Source organism: Amycolatopsis sp. NPDC004378 (assembly GCF_053602455.1).
Map to the genome: position 1 here is coordinate 20518 of NZ_JBSGDR010000024.1, position 22339 is coordinate 42856.

The 22339-nt window shown below is 69.8% G+C and carries 21 protein-coding genes, 2 tRNA genes and 1 pseudogene; 13 read left to right on the forward strand and 11 right to left on the reverse strand.

Annotated elements, in window-relative coordinates; translation table 11 throughout:
• Nucleotides 1-77: 77 nt before the first annotated feature.
• Complete coding sequence (locus tag ACWEN0_RS41900; protein ID WP_451986214.1) at nucleotides 78-989, reverse strand: GAF domain-containing protein; 912 nt, start codon at nucleotides 987-989, stop codon at nucleotides 78-80.
• A gap of 428 nt (nucleotides 990-1417) precedes the next feature.
• Here ACWEN0_RS41900 and ACWEN0_RS41905 point away from each other — a divergent pair, with 428 nt between their 5' ends.
• From ACWEN0_RS41905 to ACWEN0_RS41925, 5 genes and pseudogenes are all read left to right on the forward strand, one after another.
• Nucleotides 1418-2239, forward strand: a complete 822-nt coding sequence (locus ACWEN0_RS41905; protein ID WP_451986332.1) for an IS5 family transposase — start codon at nucleotides 1418-1420, stop codon at nucleotides 2237-2239.
• Between the two features lie 285 nt (nucleotides 2240-2524).
• A complete protein-coding gene (locus ACWEN0_RS41910) occupies nucleotides 2525-3028 on the forward strand; it encodes a hypothetical protein (protein WP_451986216.1) in 504 nt (167 codons plus the stop codon).
• On the forward strand, nucleotides 3028-3819 hold the full coding sequence (locus tag ACWEN0_RS41915; RefSeq protein ID WP_451986218.1) for a DNA-methyltransferase: 792 nt from the start codon (nucleotides 3028-3030) through the stop codon (nucleotides 3817-3819). The genes ACWEN0_RS41910 and ACWEN0_RS41915 overlap by 1 nt, the downstream gene beginning before the upstream one ends.
• Nucleotides 3816-4034: a DNA-binding protein gene (locus tag ACWEN0_RS41920; RefSeq protein WP_451986220.1), complete on the forward strand. Its 219-nt coding sequence runs from the start codon at nucleotides 3816-3818 to the stop codon at nucleotides 4032-4034. Before ACWEN0_RS41915 ends, ACWEN0_RS41920 begins: the two co-directional genes overlap by 4 nt.
• Nucleotides 4035-4958: 924 nt before the next feature.
• Nucleotides 4959-5459, forward strand: a pseudogene (locus tag ACWEN0_RS41925) (site-specific integrase); the annotation flags it as partial.
• Nucleotides 5460-5707: 248 nt separating this feature from the next.
• Here ACWEN0_RS41925 and ACWEN0_RS41930 read toward each other — a convergent pair.
• Nucleotides 5708-5780 (reverse strand) — tRNA-Lys (locus tag ACWEN0_RS41930).
• 165 nt (nucleotides 5781-5945) lie between these two features.
• Between ACWEN0_RS41930 and ACWEN0_RS41935 the strand changes: the two genes are divergently transcribed.
• Nucleotides 5946-7121 carry a L,D-transpeptidase gene (locus ACWEN0_RS41935; RefSeq protein ID WP_451986222.1) on the forward strand — a complete coding sequence of 392 codons (1176 nt, stop codon included), beginning with the start codon at nucleotides 5946-5948 and terminating at the stop codon, nucleotides 7119-7121.
• Here the strand turns inward: ACWEN0_RS41935 and ACWEN0_RS41940 are convergent.
• A complete protein-coding gene (locus tag ACWEN0_RS41940; RefSeq protein WP_451986224.1) occupies nucleotides 7118-7456 on the reverse strand; it encodes a winged helix-turn-helix transcriptional regulator in 339 nt (112 codons plus the stop codon). The two genes, ACWEN0_RS41935 and ACWEN0_RS41940, sit on opposite strands and share 4 nt — an antisense overlap.
• Before the next feature lie 74 nt (nucleotides 7457-7530).
• Between ACWEN0_RS41940 and ACWEN0_RS41945 the strand changes: the two genes are divergently transcribed.
• Nucleotides 7531-8202: an alpha/beta fold hydrolase gene (locus ACWEN0_RS41945; protein WP_451986226.1), complete on the forward strand. Its 672-nt coding sequence runs from the start codon at nucleotides 7531-7533 to the stop codon at nucleotides 8200-8202.
• Here ACWEN0_RS41945 and proP read toward each other — a convergent pair.
• The 3 genes from proP to orn all read right to left on the reverse strand — a co-directional run bounded on the left by proP (nucleotide 8199) and on the right by orn (nucleotide 10476).
• Complete coding sequence (gene proP / locus ACWEN0_RS41950; RefSeq protein WP_451986228.1) at nucleotides 8199-9653, reverse strand: glycine betaine/L-proline transporter ProP; 1455 nt, start codon at nucleotides 9651-9653, stop codon at nucleotides 8199-8201. The genes ACWEN0_RS41945 and proP overlap by 4 nt on opposite strands.
• A gap of 71 nt (nucleotides 9654-9724) precedes the next feature.
• A tRNA-His gene (locus ACWEN0_RS41955) sits at nucleotides 9725-9800 on the reverse strand.
• A 76-nt stretch (nucleotides 9801-9876) separates the two neighbouring features.
• Nucleotides 9877-10476 carry an oligoribonuclease gene (orn, locus tag ACWEN0_RS41960; RefSeq protein WP_451986230.1) on the reverse strand — a complete coding sequence of 200 codons (600 nt, stop codon included), beginning with the start codon at nucleotides 10474-10476 and terminating at the stop codon, nucleotides 9877-9879.
• A 102-nt stretch (nucleotides 10477-10578) separates the two neighbouring features.
• Between orn and ACWEN0_RS41965 the strand changes: the two genes are divergently transcribed.
• Together ACWEN0_RS41965 and ACWEN0_RS41970 are read left to right on the forward strand one after the other, a co-directional pair.
• Complete coding sequence (locus ACWEN0_RS41965; protein ID WP_451986232.1) at nucleotides 10579-12108, forward strand: helicase HerA-like domain-containing protein; 1530 nt, start codon at nucleotides 10579-10581, stop codon at nucleotides 12106-12108.
• 66 nt (nucleotides 12109-12174) lie between these two features.
• A complete protein-coding gene (locus ACWEN0_RS41970; RefSeq protein ID WP_451986234.1) occupies nucleotides 12175-12552 on the forward strand; it encodes a DUF3224 domain-containing protein in 378 nt (125 codons plus the stop codon).
• A gap of 111 nt (nucleotides 12553-12663) precedes the next feature.
• Here ACWEN0_RS41970 and ACWEN0_RS41975 read toward each other — a convergent pair whose 3' ends face one another.
• From ACWEN0_RS41975 to ACWEN0_RS41985, 3 genes are all read right to left on the reverse strand, one after another.
• Nucleotides 12664-13689: a S1C family serine protease gene (locus tag ACWEN0_RS41975; RefSeq protein ID WP_451986236.1), complete on the reverse strand. Its 1026-nt coding sequence runs from the start codon at nucleotides 13687-13689 to the stop codon at nucleotides 12664-12666.
• Nucleotides 13690-13787: 98 nt separating this feature from the next.
• Entirely contained in the window at nucleotides 13788-15110 is a 1323-nt protein-coding gene (locus ACWEN0_RS41980; RefSeq protein WP_451986238.1) for a M20 family metallopeptidase, read from the reverse strand.
• A gap of 40 nt (nucleotides 15111-15150) precedes the next feature.
• Nucleotides 15151-15903 carry a class I SAM-dependent methyltransferase gene (locus ACWEN0_RS41985; RefSeq protein ID WP_451986240.1) on the reverse strand — a complete coding sequence of 251 codons (753 nt, stop codon included), beginning with the start codon at nucleotides 15901-15903 and terminating at the stop codon, nucleotides 15151-15153.
• A gap of 149 nt (nucleotides 15904-16052) precedes the next feature.
• Between ACWEN0_RS41985 and ACWEN0_RS41990 the strand changes: the two genes are divergently transcribed.
• From ACWEN0_RS41990 to ACWEN0_RS42000, 3 genes are all read left to right on the forward strand, one after another.
• Nucleotides 16053-16955, forward strand: a complete 903-nt coding sequence (locus ACWEN0_RS41990) for a DNA-3-methyladenine glycosylase family protein (RefSeq protein ID WP_451986242.1) — start codon at nucleotides 16053-16055, stop codon at nucleotides 16953-16955.
• A gap of 139 nt (nucleotides 16956-17094) precedes the next feature.
• The gene (locus ACWEN0_RS41995) at nucleotides 17095-17877 is read left to right on the forward strand and encodes a M50 family metallopeptidase (protein ID WP_451986244.1); all 783 of its coding nucleotides are present in this window, start codon (nucleotides 17095-17097) and stop codon (nucleotides 17875-17877) included.
• A gap of 54 nt (nucleotides 17878-17931) precedes the next feature.
• Complete coding sequence (locus tag ACWEN0_RS42000) at nucleotides 17932-19164, forward strand: aldehyde dehydrogenase family protein (RefSeq protein ID WP_451986246.1); 1233 nt, start codon at nucleotides 17932-17934, stop codon at nucleotides 19162-19164.
• Between the two features lie 471 nt (nucleotides 19165-19635).
• On the opposite strand, the gene ACWEN0_RS42005 is transcribed toward ACWEN0_RS42000, so the two are convergent.
• Nucleotides 19636-19887, reverse strand: coding sequence for a hypothetical protein (locus ACWEN0_RS42005; protein ID WP_451986248.1), 252 nt, complete (start codon nucleotides 19885-19887; stop codon nucleotides 19636-19638).
• A gap of 86 nt (nucleotides 19888-19973) precedes the next feature.
• Between ACWEN0_RS42005 and ACWEN0_RS42010 the strand changes: the two genes are divergently transcribed.
• Nucleotides 19974-21065 carry a dihydrofolate reductase family protein gene (locus ACWEN0_RS42010; RefSeq protein WP_451986250.1) on the forward strand — a complete coding sequence of 364 codons (1092 nt, stop codon included), beginning with the start codon at nucleotides 19974-19976 and terminating at the stop codon, nucleotides 21063-21065.
• A 37-nt stretch (nucleotides 21066-21102) separates the two neighbouring features.
• Here the strand turns inward: ACWEN0_RS42010 and ACWEN0_RS42015 are convergent, their stop codons facing one another.
• On the reverse strand, nucleotides 21103-22308 hold the full coding sequence (locus tag ACWEN0_RS42015) for a chitinase (RefSeq protein ID WP_451986252.1): 1206 nt from the start codon (nucleotides 22306-22308) through the stop codon (nucleotides 21103-21105).
• Between the last annotated feature and the right edge of the window lie 31 nt (nucleotides 22309-22339).

Sequence of the window (22339 nt, forward strand, 5' to 3'; positions counted from 1 at the left end):
TCGGTGGTGGTGCGGGTGGCGATGTCGACCGCGCGGGTGTGGCCGAGGCGGTCGGCGATGAGCAGGGCGATGGCGAGCTAGCGGCCGATCAGGGCGACGGTCGTGGTGGGCAGTCCGCTGGGTAAGGGGTCGTGGACGGTGATCTGCTGGGCCAGTTCGAGGGGTGAGGCCACGGCCATGCAAGTGTGCAGCAGGTGGGTGAGCAGTGGGCCGGTTTCTGCGTCACCGGGTGCGTCGTCGGTGCGGAGAGCGTCGACCACGTGTTCGCGGGTTTCGCTGATCGCGGTGCTGAGAGGGGCGAGTTGCGGCCAGTGTTGCGGTGGCAGTTGGGCGTGGAGTTGTTCGGTGGCGGCCTGCACTGCTGCGAGGTCGTGCGCGCTGACCTCGTGCAGAACGGAGGTGAGCTGGTCGCGGACTGCGGCGTGCCGGTTCGCGGCCCGGGTCGCGGTCGTCGTCGCGGCCGTGATGGCCTGCCACGACTGGGTGGCATACTCGGTGAAGAAAGTCAGATCGGCCTCGGTGAAGCTGTCGGCGCCCGGCGGCCGCCCGGCGAGGAGGGTGCCGTCCCATTCGCCGGTGTCGGTATAGAGGGGCACGACCATGCTCGGCCCGATGCTTGCCGTGCGGGCCGACTGGACGGTGCGCGGGTCCGAAGCAGTGTCGGCAACCCGAATGGCCTCGCCCTGTGTGCGTGTCAACGCCGACACCGACCCCTTGAGTGGGATCAGTCTGCCGATCCAATCCGCACCGTCACCGGATGCTGCGGCGATCCGCAACCAGCCCGGTTGCGGTACGCACAGGGGCAGGGCGGCGGAGGTGGAGCCGGCGCAGTCGTGCGCGCCCTTGACGAGCTGATGGAAGACGCCGGTCATGCCGGCGCCGTTGATGCCGGACACGTCGAGCGCGGCACCGGCAAGCTCGGCCAGCACTTCTGTGACGGCTCGTTGCCAGCGTGCCGGCAGTTCCACTGTCGCGGTGAGGTTCGCCATCGTCCGCCGTCCACCTTCCGGTCTGATCACGCACTCGCATTCGGCAGTGCAGGTGCACATGCAGCGAGCGATGACCAAGAGGTCGTTGATTTTTCAACTCTAGTACGTCTTGAGGCTCATGGTGCCCCTATTGCGCCGACCGGATCGAGATCACCCGAATGGAGCAGATTGACGCCGTTTGTCCGGATCGGGCCGTCAGTCGAACGTCATTTTCCGACCCTTTGAGTTAATCCGGATGTGTCGGAGACTGCTGATTCCGGGTTTCAATGGTTCAAACATTCCTTCGATGGTTACCGGCTCTAGTAGTGAACGAACTGGCTCGCCACTGTGTAAAAGATTGGCGAATGCAGAATGTGTGATCGGCGGCTACTTCGAGTTAGAGCGTGTCTTAAGTGGTGATCGGTCGCTGGTGAGCGATGATCTCGGGTGTGGTTGATCGGTTGTCGTTGCGGTTGGTGCCGGATGAGCTGTGGGCGCTGGCGGAGCCGTTGATCCCGGTGTTCGAGCCGCGTCCGCAGGGTGGTGGCACTGCCCCGGTAGACGCTCGTGCGGTGTTCACCGCGATCGTGTACTTGCTGACCAGCGGCTGCGCATGGCGAGACCTGCCGCCGTCGTTCGGTGTGCCGTTCCAGACTGCGCATCGCCGCTTCAGTCAGTGGACCAAAGCCGGGCTATGGCGACGGCTGCACCACGCGCTCTTGGACGAACTCGGCGGCCAGGGTCTCATCGATTGGAGCCGCGCAATCGTGGACGGCGCCTGCATACGGGCGAAAAAAGGGGGATCCATGACCGGTCCCAGCCCGGTCGACCGAGGCAAACCCGGCTCGAAGATCCACGCCCTGTCCGACCGCACCGGGCTGCCGCTCACCGTCGCGGTCTCCGCCGCCAACACGCACGACTCGGCCGCGCTCAAGCCGCTGGTGACGGCGATCCCGGCGATCCGCTCCCGTCGTGGCCCGCGGCGGCGGCGCAAGCCGACCAAGCTGCACGCCGACAAGGCCTACGACCAGCCAAGCCTGCGGCGCTGGGTCCGCGACCGCGGCATCAAGGTCCGCATCGCCCGCAAAGGCATCGAATCCAAGGACAAGCTCGGCAAACACCGCTGGGTGATCGAGCGAACGATGGCCTGGTTCACCGGATACCGGCGCCGCACGTTGCGCTACGAACGCAAAGACGAACACTTCCTCGCCTTCCTCGTCCTCGGCGCAGCCCTCACCTGCTACAAGAAACTCCGCAAACTCACCACATGAGACAAGCTATTAGCTGGTGCGGTCGCGGTGCTGCTGCGGGAGGTGCTCGTGGCGTCCGGCGCGGTCCTGTTCCACCAGAATTTCTTTCCTGGGCCAGGTGCGCCCGCATCGTTGACCTGGTCCCTCTTGCCGGAGATCCCCGTGACTGCGTTACCGCCTCCCGCCGCGAACGCCGGACGTTGCCCTGTGGGTCTTCGGCGGCATCAAACCCGTTGTTCATCGCCGTGTCTCGTGTCAACTCGTGACGCGGAGGTTGACTTGCTGCCGAATGGTTTTGATCGGTCCGTGACGGATGCGCTGACCCTGTTGACGACGATGGCCGACCACACGGTGGACTGCGTGGTCGCGCGGCCCGACCCCCGACAGGCGTCGACGGACATCGTTGCCGGTATTTGCCGGGTATGGGCGGCGTTGCGCCGAGTTGTTACCCCGGCGGCGGCGACTCTGTTGGTCTTGGGAGATCGACAGTGGCGGCACGGTGGCCTTGCTCCGCTGCGTTGGCGGGTCGCCGCCGCGTTGCAGGGACAAGGATGGACCGTCCGGAATGCGCTGATCGGTCCGGCAGTGGCCGGCGATTCATCGAACGCACTTGGATTCATGCTTGTCGCGCGGCCGTATTACCACTTTGATATTGCCGCCGTCCGGCGAAAGTACGGCAGGAACCCCGGTGACGTAATCCATTCCGGGGTGGACAGCATCGTCGATCGCTTTGTCACAGCTGCGCGTCCGGTCGGCGGTTGCGTCGTCGAGCTCCTCGAGCGCGACCCGAGCGCTGCGAGGACGGCGTGATGGTCTACGACGACGGACGGGTGGTCCTCCGGCACGGCGATGCTGCGGGCCTCGTGCGGCAGCTTCCCGAGCGCTCGGTGGATTGCGTCGTGACGTCTCCGCCGTATTGGGGTTTACGTGACTACCGGGTCGCCGGGCAGCTTGGCGAGGAGCGGGAGGTCGAGGGGTACGTGTCCCGGCTCGTGGAGGTGTTCGACGAGCTTGCTGAGGTGCTTGCTCCAGGTGGCACCGCGTGGCTGAACCTGGGGGACAGCTACGGCGGTTCGTGGGGCCACTATGTCGCCGATGGCTCTACGGCCCGCACTGCGGCCGAGCGTGGCCGCACCCGGTACGGGACGCAGCGCCCGCCGCAGACGGCCCACCGGCCGAAGGATCTCGTCGGCGTGCCGTGGCGGGTGGTCCTGGCGTTGCTGGTCCGGGACTGGTGGCTGGAGCGCGAGATCATCTGGCACAAGCCGAACGCCCGGCCCGAGAGCGTGCGAGACCGGTTCTCGCACTGCTACGAGAACATCTTTGTCCTGACCCGAGAGCCGGTCGAGACTCGCGAGACGGTGATCTGGAGCGTCTCGTCGGATCGTGGCCGGGCGACACACCCGGCAAAGGGGACGTTGGAGATCGCGCGGCGCTGCGTGCGTCTGGGCTGCGATCCAGGTGGGACGGTGCTCGACCCGTTCTCCGGCAGCGGGACAACGGGTATCGCCGCGCTGGAGCACCGCTGCCGGTTCATCGGGATCGACCTCAACCCGGCCTGCCACGAGCTCGCGCTGCACCGGTTGGGACTGAGCGCATGACTCTGGAGGTGGGGCAAGCGATGACGCTCGCCGAGGTGGCCACGCTGCCGGCGGTCGTGGACCTGATGACCGCTGCTCGGGCGTTGAGCATCAAGCGGACCACGGCCTACGCCCTTGCCCGGGGTGGCTCTTTTCCTTGCCCTGTCCTTCGGGTCGGCGGGGCGTATCGAGTGCCGACGGTCGGGCTGTTGCGGGTGCTCGGGCTCGCCACCTGATCCGGTGATCTTTCCCGGGCTCGGGCTTCCCCGAGTGGTGGTCGCAGCGCGAGCATCGGGCGTGGAGAAAGCCCCTGGTGGGTGCTTGACGAACGAGGGGAGCGGTCTTCGGTGGCCGATGGGTCGGTGTACCGGCGGTGTTCCTGTCGGGACGTGAACAGGAAGTCGCTTGGCGAGGCATGCCCGAAGCTGGCGAACAAGCGGCATGGGCAGTGGTACTTCCGGATCGAGTTGCCCAAGGACGCGCAGGGCAACCGCCGGCCGCGGCGCCGCGGCGGTTACGAGAGCGCGGCTGAAGCCGAGAAGGGGCTGCAGCGAGTGCGAGACCTGCTCGGGATCGCCGAAGAGGACGATCTCGAGACTCTGGGCAAGATCGGAGACTTGCTCGCGGTCCTGATCTCGCAGAAGCAACCGTTACCCGAGACGGAGAGCGTGCGTCGTCTCGTCCGGGCCGGGGCGCAGGTGCTGGAGCACCCGTTGATGGACAAGGTGTTCGACGAGTTCTTGGCGCGGAAGAGGCGCACGGTGAGCCGGAACATGTATCGCTCGTACGAGTCGCACGTCCGGCTCTATCTGCGGCCGCACCTCGGGAAGGTCCGTCGCGATCGGCTTCGGGTGGGGCACTTGGATGCGATGTTCGAGGCGATCGTGGAGCGCAACGAGCAGATCGCGGAGTACCGGGCCAGTGGCGATCCGAGGAAGGTCGCGGCGGTGAAGTGGCAGCGTCCGGTCGGGCCGGCGTCGCTGCACCGGATCAAGGAAACGTTGCGGGCGGTCCTGCGGCCGTTCGTGGACCAGGGGCTGCTGACGCACAACGTCGCGAAGCTGGTCGAGCTACCGCCGGCGGTGCGGCCGAAGCCGAAGCTGTGGACGCCGGAGCGGGTCGCGAAGTGGCGGCGGACCGGCGAGGTCCCCTTCCCGGTGATGGTGTGGACGGCCGAGCAGACGGGGCAGTTCCTGGACTCCATCGTCCATCATCCGCTCTACGCGCTGTACCACCTGATCGCCTACACGGGGCTGCGGCGCGGTGAGGCGTGCGGTCAGCGGCGCTCGGACACATATCTGGACGTCGCGTGCATCGAGGTGGCCAATCAGATCGTGCAGTACGGGTGGGAGACCGGGCAGTGCAAGCCCAAGACCCCGTCGTCGGAGGGGATCGTCGCCCTCGACCCGGACACCGTCCTGGTCATGGTCGCGCACAAGGCTCGTCAGGACGAGGCTAAGGCGCGTCTGGGCGAGGACTGGGTCGAGAGTGATCTGTTCTTCACCGAGCCGGACGGCAGCCCGCTGCACCCGGCTGACGTCGCGGACGAGTTCGCCCGGCTGATCAAGCTGGCCAGCTTGCCTCCGATCACGCTGCACGGTCTCCGTCACGGTGCGGCCACCTTGGCGTTGAGCGCGGGAGTGGACATGAAGGTGATCCAGCACATGCTCCGGCACTCGTCGATCAAGGTGACGATGGATCTCTACACGAACGTCGCCGAGGAAGTGGCTGCCGACGCGGCGAAGAAGCTGGCCGGAGCGATTCCGCGGAAGGCGATGCACCCGGCTTGCGCTCTCGGGCTCCCCTCGGGCTCGCAGGAGACCACAGTGGACAGTGCACAAGTGGACGAAAAGGTTCCGGATACCACAAAACCCCAGGTTGAAGAGATCTTCAACCTGGGGAGTGGGTGTGCGCCATCAGGGACTCGAACCCCGAACCCGCTGGTTAAGAGCCAGCTGCTCTGCCAATTGAGCTAATGGCGCCGGTGTCTGCCGGAGGTTTCCCTCGGCGACGTGGAAAAGATTAGCACCCGGTTCAGGGCCCGTTTCACGGGGGTCCCCTAAGCGGGTTCCGGTGGCGGCGCCCCGGTGTCGGGGCTGGTCGGGCACACTGTAGTCGGACATCGACGGCGAATCAGGCAGGTGGGCATGACCGGTATGGGGGTGCGGCTTCTGGTGGCCGCCGGGGTGATCGGCCTCACGGTGGCCGGGTGCAGCAGTAGCCCTTCGGGTGAACCGGTGCCTTCGTCAAGGAGCAGCAGCAGCGCGCCGAAGCCGGCCGCGCTCACGCTGACGCCCGCGAAGGATGCGAAGGACGTCGCGCCCGGGGAGCCCGTCAGTGTCTCCGTCGCCGACGGGAAGGTCGGGGACGTCAAGCTGACCGGCGCCGATGGCAAGGTTGTTGCAGGGAAGGCTCGCGCCGACGGCTCCGGGTGGGACTCCGCCGAGCCGCTCGGTTACAACAAGACCTACACGCTGACGGCGACCGCGACCGGCGGCGATGGCAAGCCCGTCACCGCCGAGTCGAGCTTCTCCACCGTCAAGCCCGCGCGGCAGCTCAGCGTCTCGGTGAACCTCGAGGACGGCGAGACCGTCGGCGTCGGGATGCCGCTGGTCTTCACCTTCAGCGGGAACGTCGCCGACAAGGCCGCCGCCGAGAAGGCGCTCAAGGTCACCGCCGAGCCGGCCACCGAAGGGGCGTTCCGCTGGTTCGGTGACAAGCAGGTCGTCTGGCGGCCGAAGGACTACTGGAAGACCGGCACGAAGCTGAAGGTCGACGCCGCCGTCTACGGGAAGCCGCTCGGCAAGGGCAGCTACGGCCGTGAGGACAGGACGCTCACCGGGACGATCGGCGACAAGCTCGTCGCGGTCGCCGACGGCCAGACCCACCAGATGACCGTCTCGGTCAACGACAAGGAGGTCAGGACCATGCCGACCTCCATGGGCAAGCCGGGGCACACGACGCCCGCCGGCACGTACACGGTGATGCAGGAGCACAACGGCTACACGATGAATTCCGCCACCTACGGCGTCCCCGAGGACTCGCCCGGCGGCTACAGCACGTTCGTCCAGTACGCGGTGCGGCTGTCCTACAGCGGCATCTTCTACCACTCCGCGCCGTGGTCGGTGCGGCAGCAGGGGCGCAGCAACGTCAGCCACGGCTGCCTCAACCTGTCCACCGAGAACACGAAGTGGCTGATGGACACGTCCAAGAAGGGCGACATCGTCACCGTGCGGAACAGCGGTGGCCCGAAGCTCGAGCCCACCGACGGCTGGAGCTACTGGCAGCTGTCCTGGGACGAGTGGAAGACGCCCGCGAACTAACGCTCGTCGTAGGCCTCGCGGGCGGCGTCGATCAACGGCAGGTGCTCGATGCTCCACGCGAGCAGCGGCGCGGTCGCCTCCCGCAGCGTCCGGCCCATCGGCGTCAGCTCGTAGCTGACGTGCGGGGGCATGACGGCCACGACCGTCCGCGTCAGGATCCCGTCGCGCTCGAGGTCGCGCAGGGTCGCGGTGAGCATGCGCTGGCTGATGCCGTCGATGGACCGCTTGAGCTCGGTGAAGCGCCGCGGCCCGTCCTTGAGCATGCGCACGACCAGCAGCGCCCACTTGTCCCCGACGATCCCGAGGACTTCACGGGCCTTGCACGGGTCCTCCACGGTTACCTCCGGGGAACCGGGGCACAAAACAGTGCCGTATTGCCCGGTGAGCTCCGGGTGATCACGATCGTTCCATGTCCACTTTCCTGCTGGTACACGGTGCATGGCACGCCGGACGCTGCTGGGACCGCGTGGTCCCGCTGCTGGAGTCGGCCGGGCACCGCGTGCTCGCGCCGTCGCTGACCGGCTACGGCGAAAAGGCCCACCTGCTGAGCCCCGAGGTCGGGCTCGGCACCCACGTCGACGACGTCGTCCGCCTGCTCGAAGGCGAGCACGACGTGGTGCTCGTCGGCCACAGCTACGCGGGGCTGGTCATCTCGGGCGCCGCCGACCGCGTCCCCGAGCGGATCGCCCGCCTGGTGTTCCTCGACGCCATGGTCCCCGAAGACGGCGAGACCGCGGCCGACGTCATCCCGATGACGAAACAGCTCGTCGACGCCGCCGTCGACGGGTGGCGGGTGCCGCCGATGGGCCTGTTCGGCGTCACGGATCCCGACGACGTCGCCTGGTTGCGCTCGATGTTGTCGGACCAGCCGGTGCGGTGCCTCACGGAACCGGTCCGGCTGACGAACCCCGCGGCGAAGGCGATCCCGCGCACGCACATCCACTGCGTCGGCGGGCCGCCGTCGGGGATCGCCCGGCGGCCCGTCCCGGCCGGCGAGCCCGTGCGGGAGCTGCCGACCGGGCACGACTGCATGATCACCATGCCCGCCGAGCTGACCGAGCTGCTGCTCGAAGCGGCTTAGTCCTGCGCCGACTCGCGCACCAGTGCCCGGGCCTCGGCCTCGCTGCCGACTGCCGGCCCCGAGCCCCAGAGCGGCTTGTTCGCCGTCTCCCGGCTGAAGTACACGGCGACGGCGCCGACCGCGCCCGCGGCCATCAGGTACCAGGCCGGCCAGAAGTCGTGCTTGGTCGAGGAGATCAGCGCCTGCATCACCAGCGGCGTCGTGCCGCCGAACAGCGACACCGAAATGTTGAACGCGATCGACAGCGCGCCGTAGCGGATCGCCGTCGGGAAGAGCGCCGGCAGGGCCGCGGGCATCGACACCTCGAAGCAGAGCAGCAGCAGGCCGAGGCCCATCAACCCGAGGAAGGTGAGGACGAGCCCGCCGTCGTGCACCAGCAGCATCAGCGGCCAGGAGAGCACGACGTACCCGATGCAGCCGGCCATCATGACCGGCTTGCGGCCGACCTTGTCGGTGATCCGCCCGCCGACGAGGATGATCAGCATCATCACGACCATCACGACGATGATCAGCAGCAGGCCGTGGGTGGCGTCGAGGTGCAGCTGCTCGGACAGGTACGTCGGCATGTACGACAGCAGCATGTAGTCGGTGACGTTGAACACGAGCACCAGGCCGACGCAGATGAGCAGCGCGGGCCAGTACTCGGTGAACATCTTCCAGAACGGCTCGCCGGAGCGGCCGCGCTTCTCGGCCTCTTCGGCGTGCTTCTGGAACGCCGGGGTCTCCTCGAGCTTGAGCCGCAGGTAGAGGCCGATGATGCCGAGCGGCCCGGCGACGAGGAACGGGATCCGCCAGCCCCAGTCGAGCAGCGTCTCGTGCGGCACCCAGGCCTTCATGCCGGTGACGACCGACGCGCCGAGCACGTACCCGGACAGCGTCCCGAACTCGAGCCACGACCCCATGAACCCGCGCCGCTTGTCCGGCGAGTACTCGGCGATGAACGTGGTGGCGCCGCCGTACTCGCCGCCGGTGGAGAAGCCCTGCACCATCCGGGCGAGCACCAGCAGGATCGGCGACCAGACGCCGATGGAGGAGTAGGACGGGATCAGCCCGATGCACAGGGTCCCGATGGCCATCATGATCATCGTGACGGCGAGGACCTTCTGCCGCCCGATCCGGTCACCCAGGGGCCCGAAGACGAGGCCGCCCAGCGGGCGCATCAGGAAGGCGGCGGTGAACGCGCCGAAGGTCCCGATCAGCCGGATGCCGGGCGACACGCTGGCGGGGAAGAACACCTCGGAGATGGTGTCGGCGATATAGGCGTAGACGCCGAAGTCGAACCACTCCATGGCGTTGCCCAGCGCGGCGGCCCCCACGGCCCGCTTGAGCAACGACCGGTCGACGACGGTGATGTCCTCGTACCGCAGTTTCTTCTTCCGCCTGAGCTTCGGTCCTGAACGTGCCACCGATCCACGGTGCACCCGCGATCGGCCGCTCGCACGCTGAGCCATCCGGTCGTGAGCGTTACCACCGATGGCGCACAAAAAACCCCAGCTCGGACCAAGGAACCGAACTGGGGTGATGGGGTGAGCGACGGGTTTCGAACCCGCGACCTCCTGGACCACAACCAGGTGCTCTACCAGCTGAGCTACGCCCACCATCAGCGAGGGAACCGCGTGCGATCACCTCGATGGCTGTAATCGTAGCGGGTGCCCTCGCCAGGGTTGCAGGGGGTTACCTCTGCCGGACCTCGGCGGCCGCCGCCTTGGCTTCGTCGCTGGTCGGCCCGGGCTGCGGGACGAAGGCGACGCGCCGGTAGTAGTCGAGTTCGCCGATCGACTCCTTGATGTCGGCGAGCGCGCGGTGGGCGAGGCCCTTCTCCGGCTTGGCGTAGTAGATCCGCGGGTACCAGCGGCGGACGAGCTCCTTGACGGAGGAGACGTCGACCATGCGGTAGTGCAGGTGGGCGTCGAGGGCCGGCATGTCGCGGGCGATGAAGCCGCGGTCGGTGGCGATGGAGTTGCCGGCGAGCGGCGCGGTGCCCGACTCGGGGACGTGCTCGCGGATGTAGTCGAGGACGCGGCGTTCGGCCTCTTCGAGCGTCACGGTGGAGGCGCGGACCTCTTCGGTGAGGCCGGAGTGGGCGTGCATCTCGCGGACGACTTCGGGCATCCCGGCGAGTTTTTCCTCGTCCGCGTGGATGACGATGTCGACTCCTTCGCCGAGCACGTTCAGCTCCGCGTCGGTGACGAGGGCGGCGATTTCGATCAACGCTTCCTTGCCGAGGTCGAGCCCCGTCATCTCGCAGTCGATCCAGACTAGGCGGTCGGTCACCTGGTGACCCTAACCCGACACGGGGATAAGAGGGGCGTTACCTGCGCGTACGGCGCGTTACGCTCCGGGTGTGGTCCAGGACACACGATCGGGGAGCTGCGAGTGACCGAGCAGGGGTCGCCGGCGAGCGAGATCGCCGCTGGTTATGCGAGTGAGGGTGCCGCGCTGGAGCTGGGCGCGGTCGTGATCGACGGGCAGACGGACGCCGCCGCGGCCGTGCGCCTGCCGTTGGCGACCCTGAACCGGCACGGCCTGGTCGCGGGCGCGACCGGGACGGGCAAGACGAAGACGTTGCAGCTGGTCGCCGAGCAGCTTTCGGCCGCCGGGGTGCCGGTGGTGCTCGCGGACGTGAAGGGCGACCTGTCCGGCTTGGCCGCGGCCGGGGAGCCGAACGACAAGGTCGCGAAGCGCGCGCAGGAGCTGGGCGACGACTGGGCCGGGACGGCGTTCCCGGTGCAGTTCCTGTCGCTGGGCACCGGCGGCAAGGGCTCGCCGATCCGGGCGACGATCACGAGCTTCGGCCCGGTGCTGCTGTCGAAGGTGCTCGGGCTGAACGAGACGCAGGAGTCGACGCTCGGCCTGATCTTCCACTGGGCCGACCAGCGCGGCCTCGCGTTGCTGGACACGAAGGACCTCCGGTCGGTGATCACGCACCTGACCAGCGACGAGGGCAAGGAGGACCTCAAGGGCATCGGCGGCGTCTCGGCCGCGACGGCCGGGGTGATCCTGCGCTCGCTGTCGAACCTGGAAGCCCAGGGAGGTGAGGACTTCTTCGGCGAGCCCGAGCTGGACGTCCACGACCTGATGCGCCAGAACGACGGCAAGGGTGTCGTCACGCTGCTGGAGCTGGACAACCTGCAGTCGAAGCCGGCGTTGTTCTCGACGTTCCTGATGTGGCTGCTGGCCGAGCTGTTCGAGGAGCTGCCCGAGGAGGGCGACCTCGACAAGCCGAAGCTGGTCTTCTTCTTCGACGAAGCCCACCTGCTGTTCAACGACGCGTCGAAGGCGTTCCTGGAGCGCATCGAGCAGACCGTGAAGCTGATCCGCTCGAAGGGCGTCGGCGTGTTCTTCTGCACGCAGCTGCCCACGGACATCCCGAACAACGTGCTCTCGCAGCTCGGCGCCCGGATCCAGCACGCGTTGCGCGCGTTCACGCCGGACGACCAGGCGGCCCTGGCCAAGACGGTCAAGACCTACCCGAAGACGAAGTACTACGAGCTCGACACGGCGTTGACGTCGCTGGGCATCGGCGAAGCGATCGTCACGGTGCTGTCCGAGCGGGGCGCGCCGACGCCCGTCGCGTGGACGCGGCTGCGGGCGCCGCGGTCGAAGATGGGCTCGATCGGTGCTGAGGCCGTCGCCGCCGCGGTCGCTTCGTCGGACCTGCACGCGAAGTACGCCGAAACGATCGACCGGGAGTCCGCCTACGAAAAGCTGGCCGCGAAGGTCGCGCCCGCTCCGGAACCCGGCGCTCCACCCGCGCAGGCTCCCGCGCCGGAGAAGGCGAAGGACGACCCCGGTTTCATCGAGTCGGCGATGAAGAACCCGGCCGTGAAGTCGTTCATGCGGTCCGCGGCGAGCGCGCTCGGCCGGGAGATCACGCGCGGGCTCTTCGGCAACCGGAGGCGCTGACAAAACCTGACGCAACCTGTCAGGTATCGCTGCGAAGCTGGTGCCCACACCGAAGAGAGGACCGCCATGACCAGCACCGCCACCGCGTCGTTCGTCCTCGACCAGTGGGAGCCGCAGGCGACCGACGAGGCCGCGGGCACCGAGTTCGCCCGGGTGGCGATCGCCAAGACGTTCACCGGGGCGGTCGAGGGGACCAGCACCGTCGAGATGCTGACGGCGTCCAACGCGACTTCGCGCGCGTACGTCGGCTTCGAGCGGCTCAGCGTCTCGGTCGAGGGCCGCAAGGGCGCGTTCGTCCTGCACCACTCGGCGGACGACTCCGGCCTGACGCTGAAGATCGTCACCGGCTCCGGTTCGGGCGAGCTGACCGGGATCTCCGGCACCGCTCGCATCGAGATGGACGCGGAGCAGAACCACACGCTGGTCCTGACCTACGACCTGTGAACGGCGCGAAGGCCGTTTCGAGAGCCCCCGATTGACTCTCGAAACGGCCTTCGCCGTTCCCGCTCCCCGAAGCGGGGTGAACGGGCCGCCCCGACACGGCCCGTCCGCGTCCTAGTTGTTCACGATCTGGTCGACGATCTTCTTGGCGTCGTTGATCGGGATGGCGAAGCCGATCCCGACGCTGCCCGCCGAACCGTTGGCCGACGCGGTCGGGCTGTAGAGGGCCGAGTTGATGCCGATCACGGCGCCCTGGGCGTCGACCAGCGCGCCGCCGGAGTTGCCCTGGTTGATCGAGGCGTCCGTCTGGATCGCGGTGTAGCTGGGCGAGCTCTCGGACTGGTTCGACGTGCGGCTGAACGGCGACTGCTGTTGCTGCTGTCCCTCGCCGATGTCGGACAGGTTCCGGTTGAGCGCGCTGACGATGCCGGTAGTGACGGTGTTCTGCAGCCCGCCCGGCGAGCCGATCGCGATCACCTGCTGGCCGACGACGAGCTTGCTCGAGTCGCCCAGCGTCGCCGCCGTCAAGCCGCCGGCGTTCTGTGCCTGGACCACCGCGATGTCCGCCTTGGAGTCCGCGCCGACCACACTGGCCTGGTACTTCTTGCCGTCGGAGGTCGTGATGACGACGTTCCGGGCGCCGTCGACGACGTGCGCGTTGGTCAGGATCCGGCCGTTCGAGGTGAGGATGACGCCGGAGCCGATCGCCTCGCCCTGGTCGGTGGTCACGTTGATCTGGACGACGCTCGGCGTCACCTTCGCCGCGACGCCGCTGACGTCACCGGAGGTGGTCGAGTTCGAGACCGTCTGCCCGCTCGCCGCCGGCGAGCTCACCGACGTCGTGGCGCCGTCCGCCGAGTTCGTGGTGAGCCCGACGATCGCGGCACCGCCGACGCCGCCGACGAGCGCGGCGCCGAGGGCGGTCGCGCTGACGATCATCGCGACGCGGCCGCCCTTGCGCGGCTTGGTCTTCAGCGCCGTCGGCGCCTGCTGGGGCGGCGGCTGCTGGGTGAAGAGAGGGTTCGGCGCCGCCTGCTGCTGGTAGGCGTACTGCGCGTACGGCCCGTACTGCTGGGTGCTCTGGTGCGGCTGGTGCCCACCGGGTGAGGCGGGGCCGGGCCGACTCTCGTTCTCGGTCATGACCCAAGATTCGCGCCCGTGCTTGTGAACAACCTGTGGAAACACCTCAGGCTTTGCTGAGAAGAATCAGCTGAGAAATCTCAGGCATTCCTCAGGCATCAGGCGAAGAAGCTCGGTACGTCCAACGCTCCTCCCGCCGCTTCGAACTCGTCGTGCACCGCCTTCCGCAGCTCCGCGTCGCCGAGGTAGTCGGCGGCGGTCAGGGCCAGGCCGAGCGCGCCGTCGCGGACTCCCGCGTCCCCCGTGGACGATCCAGCCGCGGCCGCGAACTCCTTGGTGTGCAACGCGACCGTCGGGCCCGAGACGGCGAGCATCGGGTGCAGCGCGGGCATCCGGTAGGAGAGGTTGCCGAGGTCGGTGGAGCCGGTCAGCGACTCCGGCACGATGCCCGGCGGCAGCGGCTTCCGGCCGGTGCCCAGCTGGTTGGCCGTCCACCGCCCGGCGAGCGCGGTGTTGAACCGGATCGGCAGGTACGCGGCCTGGGCGTCCCAGATCAGCTCGACGCCGCAGCCGGTCATCGCCGCCGCGCCTTCCGCGATCGACGTCATGCGGGCGGCGAGGTCGCGCAGGGTCTCCGGGCTCTGCGACCGGAGGTAGAACAACAGTGCCGCACGCGCCGGGATGACGTTCGGCCGGGCGCCGCCGTCGGTGAACACGCCGTGGACGCGGTCGCTCTGCGGGAGTTGCTGGCGCAGCGCGGAAACGCCCTGGTACGCCGCCACCGCGGCGTCGAGCGCGTTGCGGCCCATGAACGGCTGCGCGCTCGCGTGCGCGCCGACGCCGTGGAACACCATTTCCAGCTGACGGCGCCCGAGGAACGGGTGCAGTGCGATGTCGTGGCTGAACGGGTGCAGCATGATCACCGCGTCGACGTCGTCGAACACACCGGCGCGGGCGAGGATCTCCTTGCCGCCACCGCCTTCCTCGGCCGGCGTGCCGATCAGGCTGACCCGGCCGCCCAGCCGTCCGGCGACGGTCGCGGCGCCGAGGAAGCCGCCGGCCGCGGTGGTGCAGATGACGTTGTGGCCGCACGCGTGACCGAGGCCGGGCAAGGCGTCGTACTCGGCGAGGACGGCGATGTGCGGGCCGTCCCGCTCCGGTGTGCTCACGCGCAGCGCGGTGTCGAGCCCGCCGAGGCCGACGGTCGCTTCGTGGCCGTGGCGCTCCAGCAGGTCCGCCAAGGCTCGCACCGACCGGTGCTCGGCGAATCCCTCCTCGGGGTGGGCGTGCAGATCTTGGCTCAACGCCACCAGATCGGGTGAACTGCGCTCGACCGCGGCGGTCACTTCGGCCCGCGTCGCCTCGTCCGCGCCGGCGTGCGGCGAGGACAGCGGTTCGGCGGCCGCGACGGCGTCGGCCGTGGCCTCGACCAGGGAACGCAGGTAGCTGTCGTCGGGCGGGACGGGCTCGTGGTGGGTCATGGCGCCGATGCTAACCGCAGGCTCCGACAATCCGCGGCGCTCAGCTCAGCCGGCCCGCCACGATCTGCGTGACGCCGGCGTACCGCTCGGTGATCCCGGTGAAGCCGCGGGCACGCAGGGCGGCCGCGATCTCGCCGCGGTCGAACATCCGCTGCCCGCTCAGGATCCCGCCGGCCGACTCGGCCAGCCGCGCGGGCTGCCAGCCGCGCCGGGCGCTCGTGAGCAGGACGATCCGGCCGCCGGGCTTCACCACGCGCGCGAAGGAGTCCAGCGCGGTTTCCGGCTCGGCGAACATGTGCAGGGCGGCGAAGCAGCAGAGTCCATCCACTGTGGACTCCTTGAGCGGGAGGCGGACGGCGTCCGCGCGCAGGTAGGCGACGCTGTCCGGGCCGCCTTCCGCGACGGCTTTGCCGAGCATCGTGCGCGCGCCGTCGAGGCCGATGGCGAGCCCGCCCGGGCCGACGGCCGCGCCGAACGCGCGGGTGAACCGGCCGGTACCGCAGGCGACGTCGAGCACGGTCTGCCCGGGACCGAGTTCGAGGAGCTTCGTGGCGAGCCGGACTTCGCCCGCCATGCTCGGCCCGAACGGGCCCTTGACCGCGCGGCCGAGGGCAGGGCGCCAGTACTGCTCGTAGACCTGCGCGAGCAGGGGTGTGCGCATCAGCCGCTGGGCGAGGCCTGTCGGCGGGCCGGCCTGGTTCGCGGTACCCAGCAGGTCGAGGAAGCCCTGGTCGGCCCGCGCGGGGGTCTCCAGCAGGCTCTTCAGGCGTTCGGTGGCCGTGGTGGTCGGCACAGGGCACTCCTCTCGTTCGGATACCGGCAGTATGCCAAATCTGGGCCACCTGATCGGGTGAACAATGCGCGGGATCAAGCGTTCGAGGCCCGGAATTGTCGGTGGTCCTGCCTAGCGTCGGAGACAAGGTTCCGATCCGAGGAGGACAGATGACTGTTTCCCTGCTGGGCAGCGAAATCACGGTGCGCGGGGAGTTCGACCTGACAGCGGCGTCGCGGTTCTTGACCGGCTTCGCGCCGGCCGGGCAGCCGGCGGCCGAGCCGGAGGCGCTCCGGGTGGCATTCCCGCTCGAGGGCACGTGGACGCCGGTGGGCGCGGTGCTGCGGCAGAGATCGCCCGGGGAGGTCGCCGTCGAAGTGCACGGCCCGGCCTCGCACGTCGAGGCCGTCGTGGCGCAGGTGCGGCGGATGTGCTCGCTCGACGTCGACGGCACGGAGTTCCCGGGAACCGGCGAGCGCGACCCGGTCGTGGCGATGCTGCGGGACTTGCACCCGGGGCTGCGGCCGGTCCTCTTCGCGTCACCGTACGAGGCGGCGTGCTGGGCGGTCCTGAGCCACCGGATCTGGATGTCTCAGGCGGTGCGGCTGCGGCGCGGTCTCACGGAGCGCTACGGCACCGAGGTCGACGTCGACGGGGTTCCGCTGCTGTCGTTCCCGGCACCCGCGAGGCTGGCGGAGCTGGAGTACCTGCCCGGCGCCCCGGCCCAGAAGCTGCAGCGCCTGCGAGCGATCGCCGAAGCGGCCGCCGAGGGCCTGCTCGACGCGGCGACGTTGCGCGCGATACCGGCAGACGAAGCCCTGAAACAGCTGCAACGGTTGCCCGGCGTGGGCCGGTTCAGCGCCGAGCTGATCCTGATCCGCGGCGCGGGCCACCCGGACGTCTTCCCCCGCGGCGAGAGCCGCCTGCACGAGATCATGCGCGCGGCCTACCACTTACCGGGCGCGGACGTCACGGAGCTGGCGGAGATCGCGGACGCATGGGCCCCGTTCCGGAGCTGGGTGTCGTTCCTCTTCCGCGTCGAAGGCGAAGCCCGGCTGAGGGAGTCGCGATGACCTGACCTCGCCCCGTCGTCGATCACGGCCGGCGCGGCGCCACTCGTGCGGGGCGCTGCCGCTCCGATACCGGAAGCCGGGAAACGACGAGCGGTGGGGACTCACCGTAGCCAGATATCGCCTGTGGTGAGGTGTCCGGGTGAGCTCGCCCGTTCAACTCGCCCTCGGCGGACCGGCCGGTAGCACCCTGCCGGCCTGGCACACGGCCGCCACCGACCCCTCGACGGCCGGTTCGCTGCTCGAACAGGCCCAGACGCCGGCGGTGATCACGCTGGTCGCCGGTGGTGTGGCGCTGCTGGTCGTGCTCGTCGGCGGGACACCGTGGCGGACGGCGCGCAACGGCATCACCATCGTGCACGAGGCCGGGCACGCGCTGGCCGCCGTGCTGGTCGGCCGGCGGCTGCAGGGCATCAAGCTGCACTCGGACACCTCGGGCGTCACCGTCTCGCGCGGCAAGCCCGAAGGGCCGGGCATGGCCTTCACCGCGCTGGCGGGCTATATGGCGCCGTCCGTGCTGGGGCTGCTGTTCGCCAGCCTGCTGGGCAACGACCTGGTGGGCACGGTCCTCGTGCTGATCGCGCTGCTGCTGCTCGGCGTGCTGGTGATGGTGCGCAACGCCTACGGGGTGTTCACCGTGGTCGCCAGTGCCGTCGTGCTCGCGCTGGTCGCGTTCGTGGCGCCGGTCGAGGTGCAGGCCCCGTTCAGCTACCTGGTGACGTGGTTCCTGCTGTTCGGCGGTGTGCGGCCGGTCCTCGAGCTGCAGGTCAAGCGGCGGCAGGGGCGGGCGCGCGACTCCGACGCCGACCAGCTGGGCCGGCTCACCGCGGTGCCGCCGGTGCTGTGGGTGCTGGTGTTCGGCGTGGCGACGGTCAGCTGCCTGATCGCCGGCGGGTTGTGGCTGCTGGAGCCCGTGGCCACCTAGCCGGGCCCATGCGGCAGACTGGTCTCTCGCTGGTCACGCGGAGGGAGACGGACGATGGACGAGGTCGCCAAGGCCGTGGAGGAGTGCGCGCGGGCGGCGAAGCTGGCCGCGCCGTCGCTCGCCGCCGCGAGTGCGGAGTCCGTCGACGCCGCGCTGACCGGGATGGCCGAGCGGCTGCTCGCGCACCGCGACGAGATCCTCGAGGCGAACCAGGCCGACGTCGAGCGCGCGAAGGCCGAGGGGATGAGCGCCGGTCTGCTCGACCGGCTCACCATCACCCCGGAGCGGCTCACCGGCATGGCCGAGCAGCTGCGGCTGCTCGCGGGCGCCCCGCACCAGGAGCGCTCGGTCGAGGTGTCCACCCTGGACGGCGGGCTGCGGCTGGTCGAGCGGCGACGCCCGGTCGGCGTCATCGGCGCGAACTACGAAGCGCGGCCGAACGTGACGGTCGACGTGGCGTCGCAGCTGGTGAAGTCGCGCAACGCCGGCGTGCTGCGCACCGGTTCGGCCGCGCTCGGCTCGGCGCAGCGGCTGCGCGAAGTCGTCATCGCCCCGGCGCTGACGGATGCCGGCATCGACGCGGACTGCGTCCAGCTGGTGCCGCGCGTGGAGCGCGAGGCGGCGTCCGCGCTGGTGCGGCTGCCGAACCTCGTCCCGCTGGTGATCCTGCGCGGCAGTGGCGACAGCACCCGGGCGCTGGCCACCGAGGCAGCGGTCCACGGCGTGCGCACGCTCGCCCACGCCGACGGCGGCGGCGTCCTGTACGTCGACCGGGGCGCGGACGTCACGAAGGCGCGTGACCTGGTGTACGCGAGCCTCGACCGGCTGGGTGTCTGCAACCGCCTGAACCTGCTGCTCATCCACGAGGACATCCACGACGCCGTCTGGCCCGGCATCGAGGAAGCGCTGGCCGAGCGGGGTGTGACACCGTCGCTGGCGCCGCACGAGCACGCGATCGGCTACGAGTGGGCCCTGGACTCCGACCACGAGGCGACGGTCACGGTCGCCAAGGTCGGCGCCCTCGCCGACGCGGTCGGGATCGCCAACGAGCAGACCTCGGGCCTGGCAGCGGGCATCACCACCGAAGACCCCTCGGCGGCCGACGCCTTCTTCGACGGCTACACGGGCACGGGCGTCTTCTGGAACGCCCCCACCCGCCTCCTCGACGGCTTCAAGCTCCTCGCGGTCCCGGAAACGGGCATCAACCTGGACAAGGTCCCCGGCCCACGAGGCCCGGTGACGTACACGGACCTGTACGTCCGCCAGTACGCAGTCCTGCCCGCCTGACCCGACAAGCCCCGCCCGACCGCAGGAGCACGACGCCGACCGGCCCGGCGGCCGCCCGACCGGGCGGAACCCGGCCACCCGGCCCGCAGCCACCCGGCTCGGCGCAACCCGGCCCGGCACCAACCAGCCCGGCGCTACCCGGGGTCGGCGACCAGTCGGCCCGGTGCGGCCCGGCGCGCGGGCACCCGGAACTCCGCAACCCGGTCCGGCGCCACCGGGTTCGGCGACCAGTCGGCCTGGCGCCACTTGGCCCGCGGGCGCCCCGCTCGGCGCCACTCGGCCTGGCGCCGCCTGGCCTGCGGCCGCCCGGCCCGGCGCCAACCAGCCCGGCGGCACCGGGCCCGGTGACCACACGGCCCGGCGGGCACCCGGCAGCCAGGGGCGCGCCCGCGCGCTACCTCACCATCGTGCAAACACGCGTGCCGGGACCAAACGCATCGCCGCCGGGCGGCGGGGGCGCCGCGGGCGGGGCTAGATCGTGGGGCCCATGGCCGCGAGCCGGCGGAGTTCCTTGACCGTCTCCGTGGTGTTCGTCACCAGCTCCGTGCGGTCGTCCGATTGGCCTGCGTAGCGGTAGATCGCCGTCGGGCCGTCGCTGATGGCGATTGCCGCCACCAGGCGGCCCTCCGGGTCGCGGGTGAGCCCGGTCGTCACCGACACCTCGCGGCCGACCGTGTCGACCGTGGTGAGTGTCCGTTCCTTGTACCAGCCTCGCGTGGTCATCTTCGGCAGCTCCGGGGGAAGGGCTCGACGGGGGATACGTCGTGAGACGCGGGGATCATCGAAGGCGTTACGGCATACTGGTCCGCGTGATCACCCGGCCGCACGTCCTGCTGTCCGCCGCGCAGTCGCTCGACGGATTCCTCGACGACACCTCGCCCGCGCGGCTCGTACTGTCCACTGAGGACGATTTCGCGGTCGTCGACCGGTTGCGCGCCGAGGCCGACGCGATCTTCGTCGGGGCCGGGACCGTGCGGGCCGACAACCCGCGGCTGCTCGTGCGCTCGCCGGAGCTGCGGCGACAGCGTCGCGAACGGGGAAAGCCGGAACAACCCGTCAAGGTCACCGTCACCACCCGTGGTCTCGACCCGGACGCGCAGTTCTTCACCGCCGGGGAAACCGAAAAGATCGTCTACGCCCCGGCCGGCGCCGCAGCCGGGCTCAAGCATCTCGCCACCGTCGTCGACGCCGGGAATCCGCCGGACTTCGGGCGCGTGCTCGACGACCTGGGCGCGCGCGGCATCGAGAAGCTGCTGGTCGAGGGCGGCGGCGGGATCCACACCCGGTTCCTCACCGAAGGCCTCGCCGACGAGCTGCGGCTGGCGATCGCGCCGTTCTTCGTCGGGCAGCCGGACGCGCCGCGGTTCGTCGGGCCGGGCCTCTACCCGCGGCCGCTCACCCTGGTCAGCGCGAAAGAGCTGCAGGGCATGGCGATCCTCGAATACCGCGCCGCCGACGAACCGACCGGCCGGGATGTCCAGCGGCTGAAGGAAGCCACGGCGCTCGCCGCCGAATGCCCGCCGAGCCACACCTTCCGGGTCGGGGCCGTCATCACCGACGCCGACGGCGCGGTCATCGCCACCGGCCACTCCGGCGAGGGTGATCCGCTCAACCACGCCGAGGAAGCCGCGCTCGCCAAGTGCGCCGGCGACCCGCGTCTGGCCGGCGCGACGATGTACAGCTCGCTGGAACCGTGCAGCAACCGCAGCTCCCACCCGCGCAGCTGCACCGAGCTGATCCTCGACGCCGGGATCCCGCGGGTCGTGTTCGCGTGGCGCGAGCCGCCGGTCTTCGTCGACGCCCAGGGCACCGAGCTGCTGCGCCGGGCCGGGCGGCACGTCGTCGAGGTGCCCGCCCTGACCCCGCTGGTCCAGCGCGAGAACACCCATCTGGAGTTCTGACGGAGGCGTGGGGGCCGCCGGAGCGGCCCCCACGTACTCAGCAGGCGCCGTTGTCGACCCAGACGCCCCATTCGCCGGTGGTGCCGGGCTCTTCGCCCTGCGTCCACCACTTGGCCGTCCACTTGTGGCTGTTGTGGGAGACGACGTCGTCCTTGACGTAGACCTTCGTCCGGTCCCACTCCGCCGCGGTGCAGGAGCCGCCGCCCGGGGTGGTCGGGGTCGTCGTCGCGGTCGGGGTCGTCTGCGGCGGCGTCGCGCCGGCGAACCGGACGCTGAACTTCGTGAAGTCCCAGTCGTTCTGCGGGACGTTGCTGCAGACGCCGTTGTCGGTCGTCCCGACGCAGGCGCGGTCGCGGTTGACCGACCAGAACGTGAAGCGGCCGAGGCCGTGGCTGGTGGCGTAGTCGTAGACGGTCTGGAAGTCCGCCGTGTAGAACATCTCCGCCGCGTCCGACTTGCCGTTCATGCCCGAGAAGCCCTCGTGCGAGTACGCGGTCGCGCTGTCCCAGCCCAGGTGCGACGTCAGCAGGCCGTGGAACGCCTCCAGAGCGGACACCTGGGACGAACCGCCGTTGAAGCCGCCGTCGAACGGCATGATCGAGAAGTTGTTGGGCGTGAAGCCGATCGACTTCGCCTGGTCGAGCAGCTGCGTGCCGAACCAGCCGGTGCCGGCCGCGGTGCCCGGCATGGTGACCGACACGAACAGGCCGGGGTTGTCGGCCTGCAACGTCTTCGCCGCGCCCAGCTCGTTCGCGATGGCCGCGGTGTTTTCGTATTCCGGCTCTTCGAGGTCGAAGTCGATCGCCTTGAGCCCGTACTTCGTGACGACCTGCTGGTACGCGGCGGCGGTCGCGGCCACGGTCCCGCAGGTCTGGCCGAGCTTCGTGCCGCCGTACCCGCCGACGGACACCGAGATGTCGCCGCCCGCGCCGCGGATCTTCGAGATCGCGTTCGCGACGGTGGTGTCGGAGGAGACCGGGTCGGTGCCGTCCCAGGTCGGGCTGCACCCGCCGCCGTTCGGCGCCAGGATGAAGGCCAGCTGGAACGCCTTGAGCCCGGTCGCGTTCATCACCGTCACCGGGTCCGGTGGATTGTTGCTCTGGGGCATCAGGTAGGGCGCCGCGGCGTACCAGTTGTTGCTCAACGCCGCCGTCGCCGAGGGCGCGCCGAGCACGAGGCTCACGGCGGTGGCGGCGAAAGTGGCGGCGGCGAGCCCGATGGCGGCCAGTCTGCTTCTGCGCATGATCTGTCCTCCCGGTGGGGTTCGAGGGTGG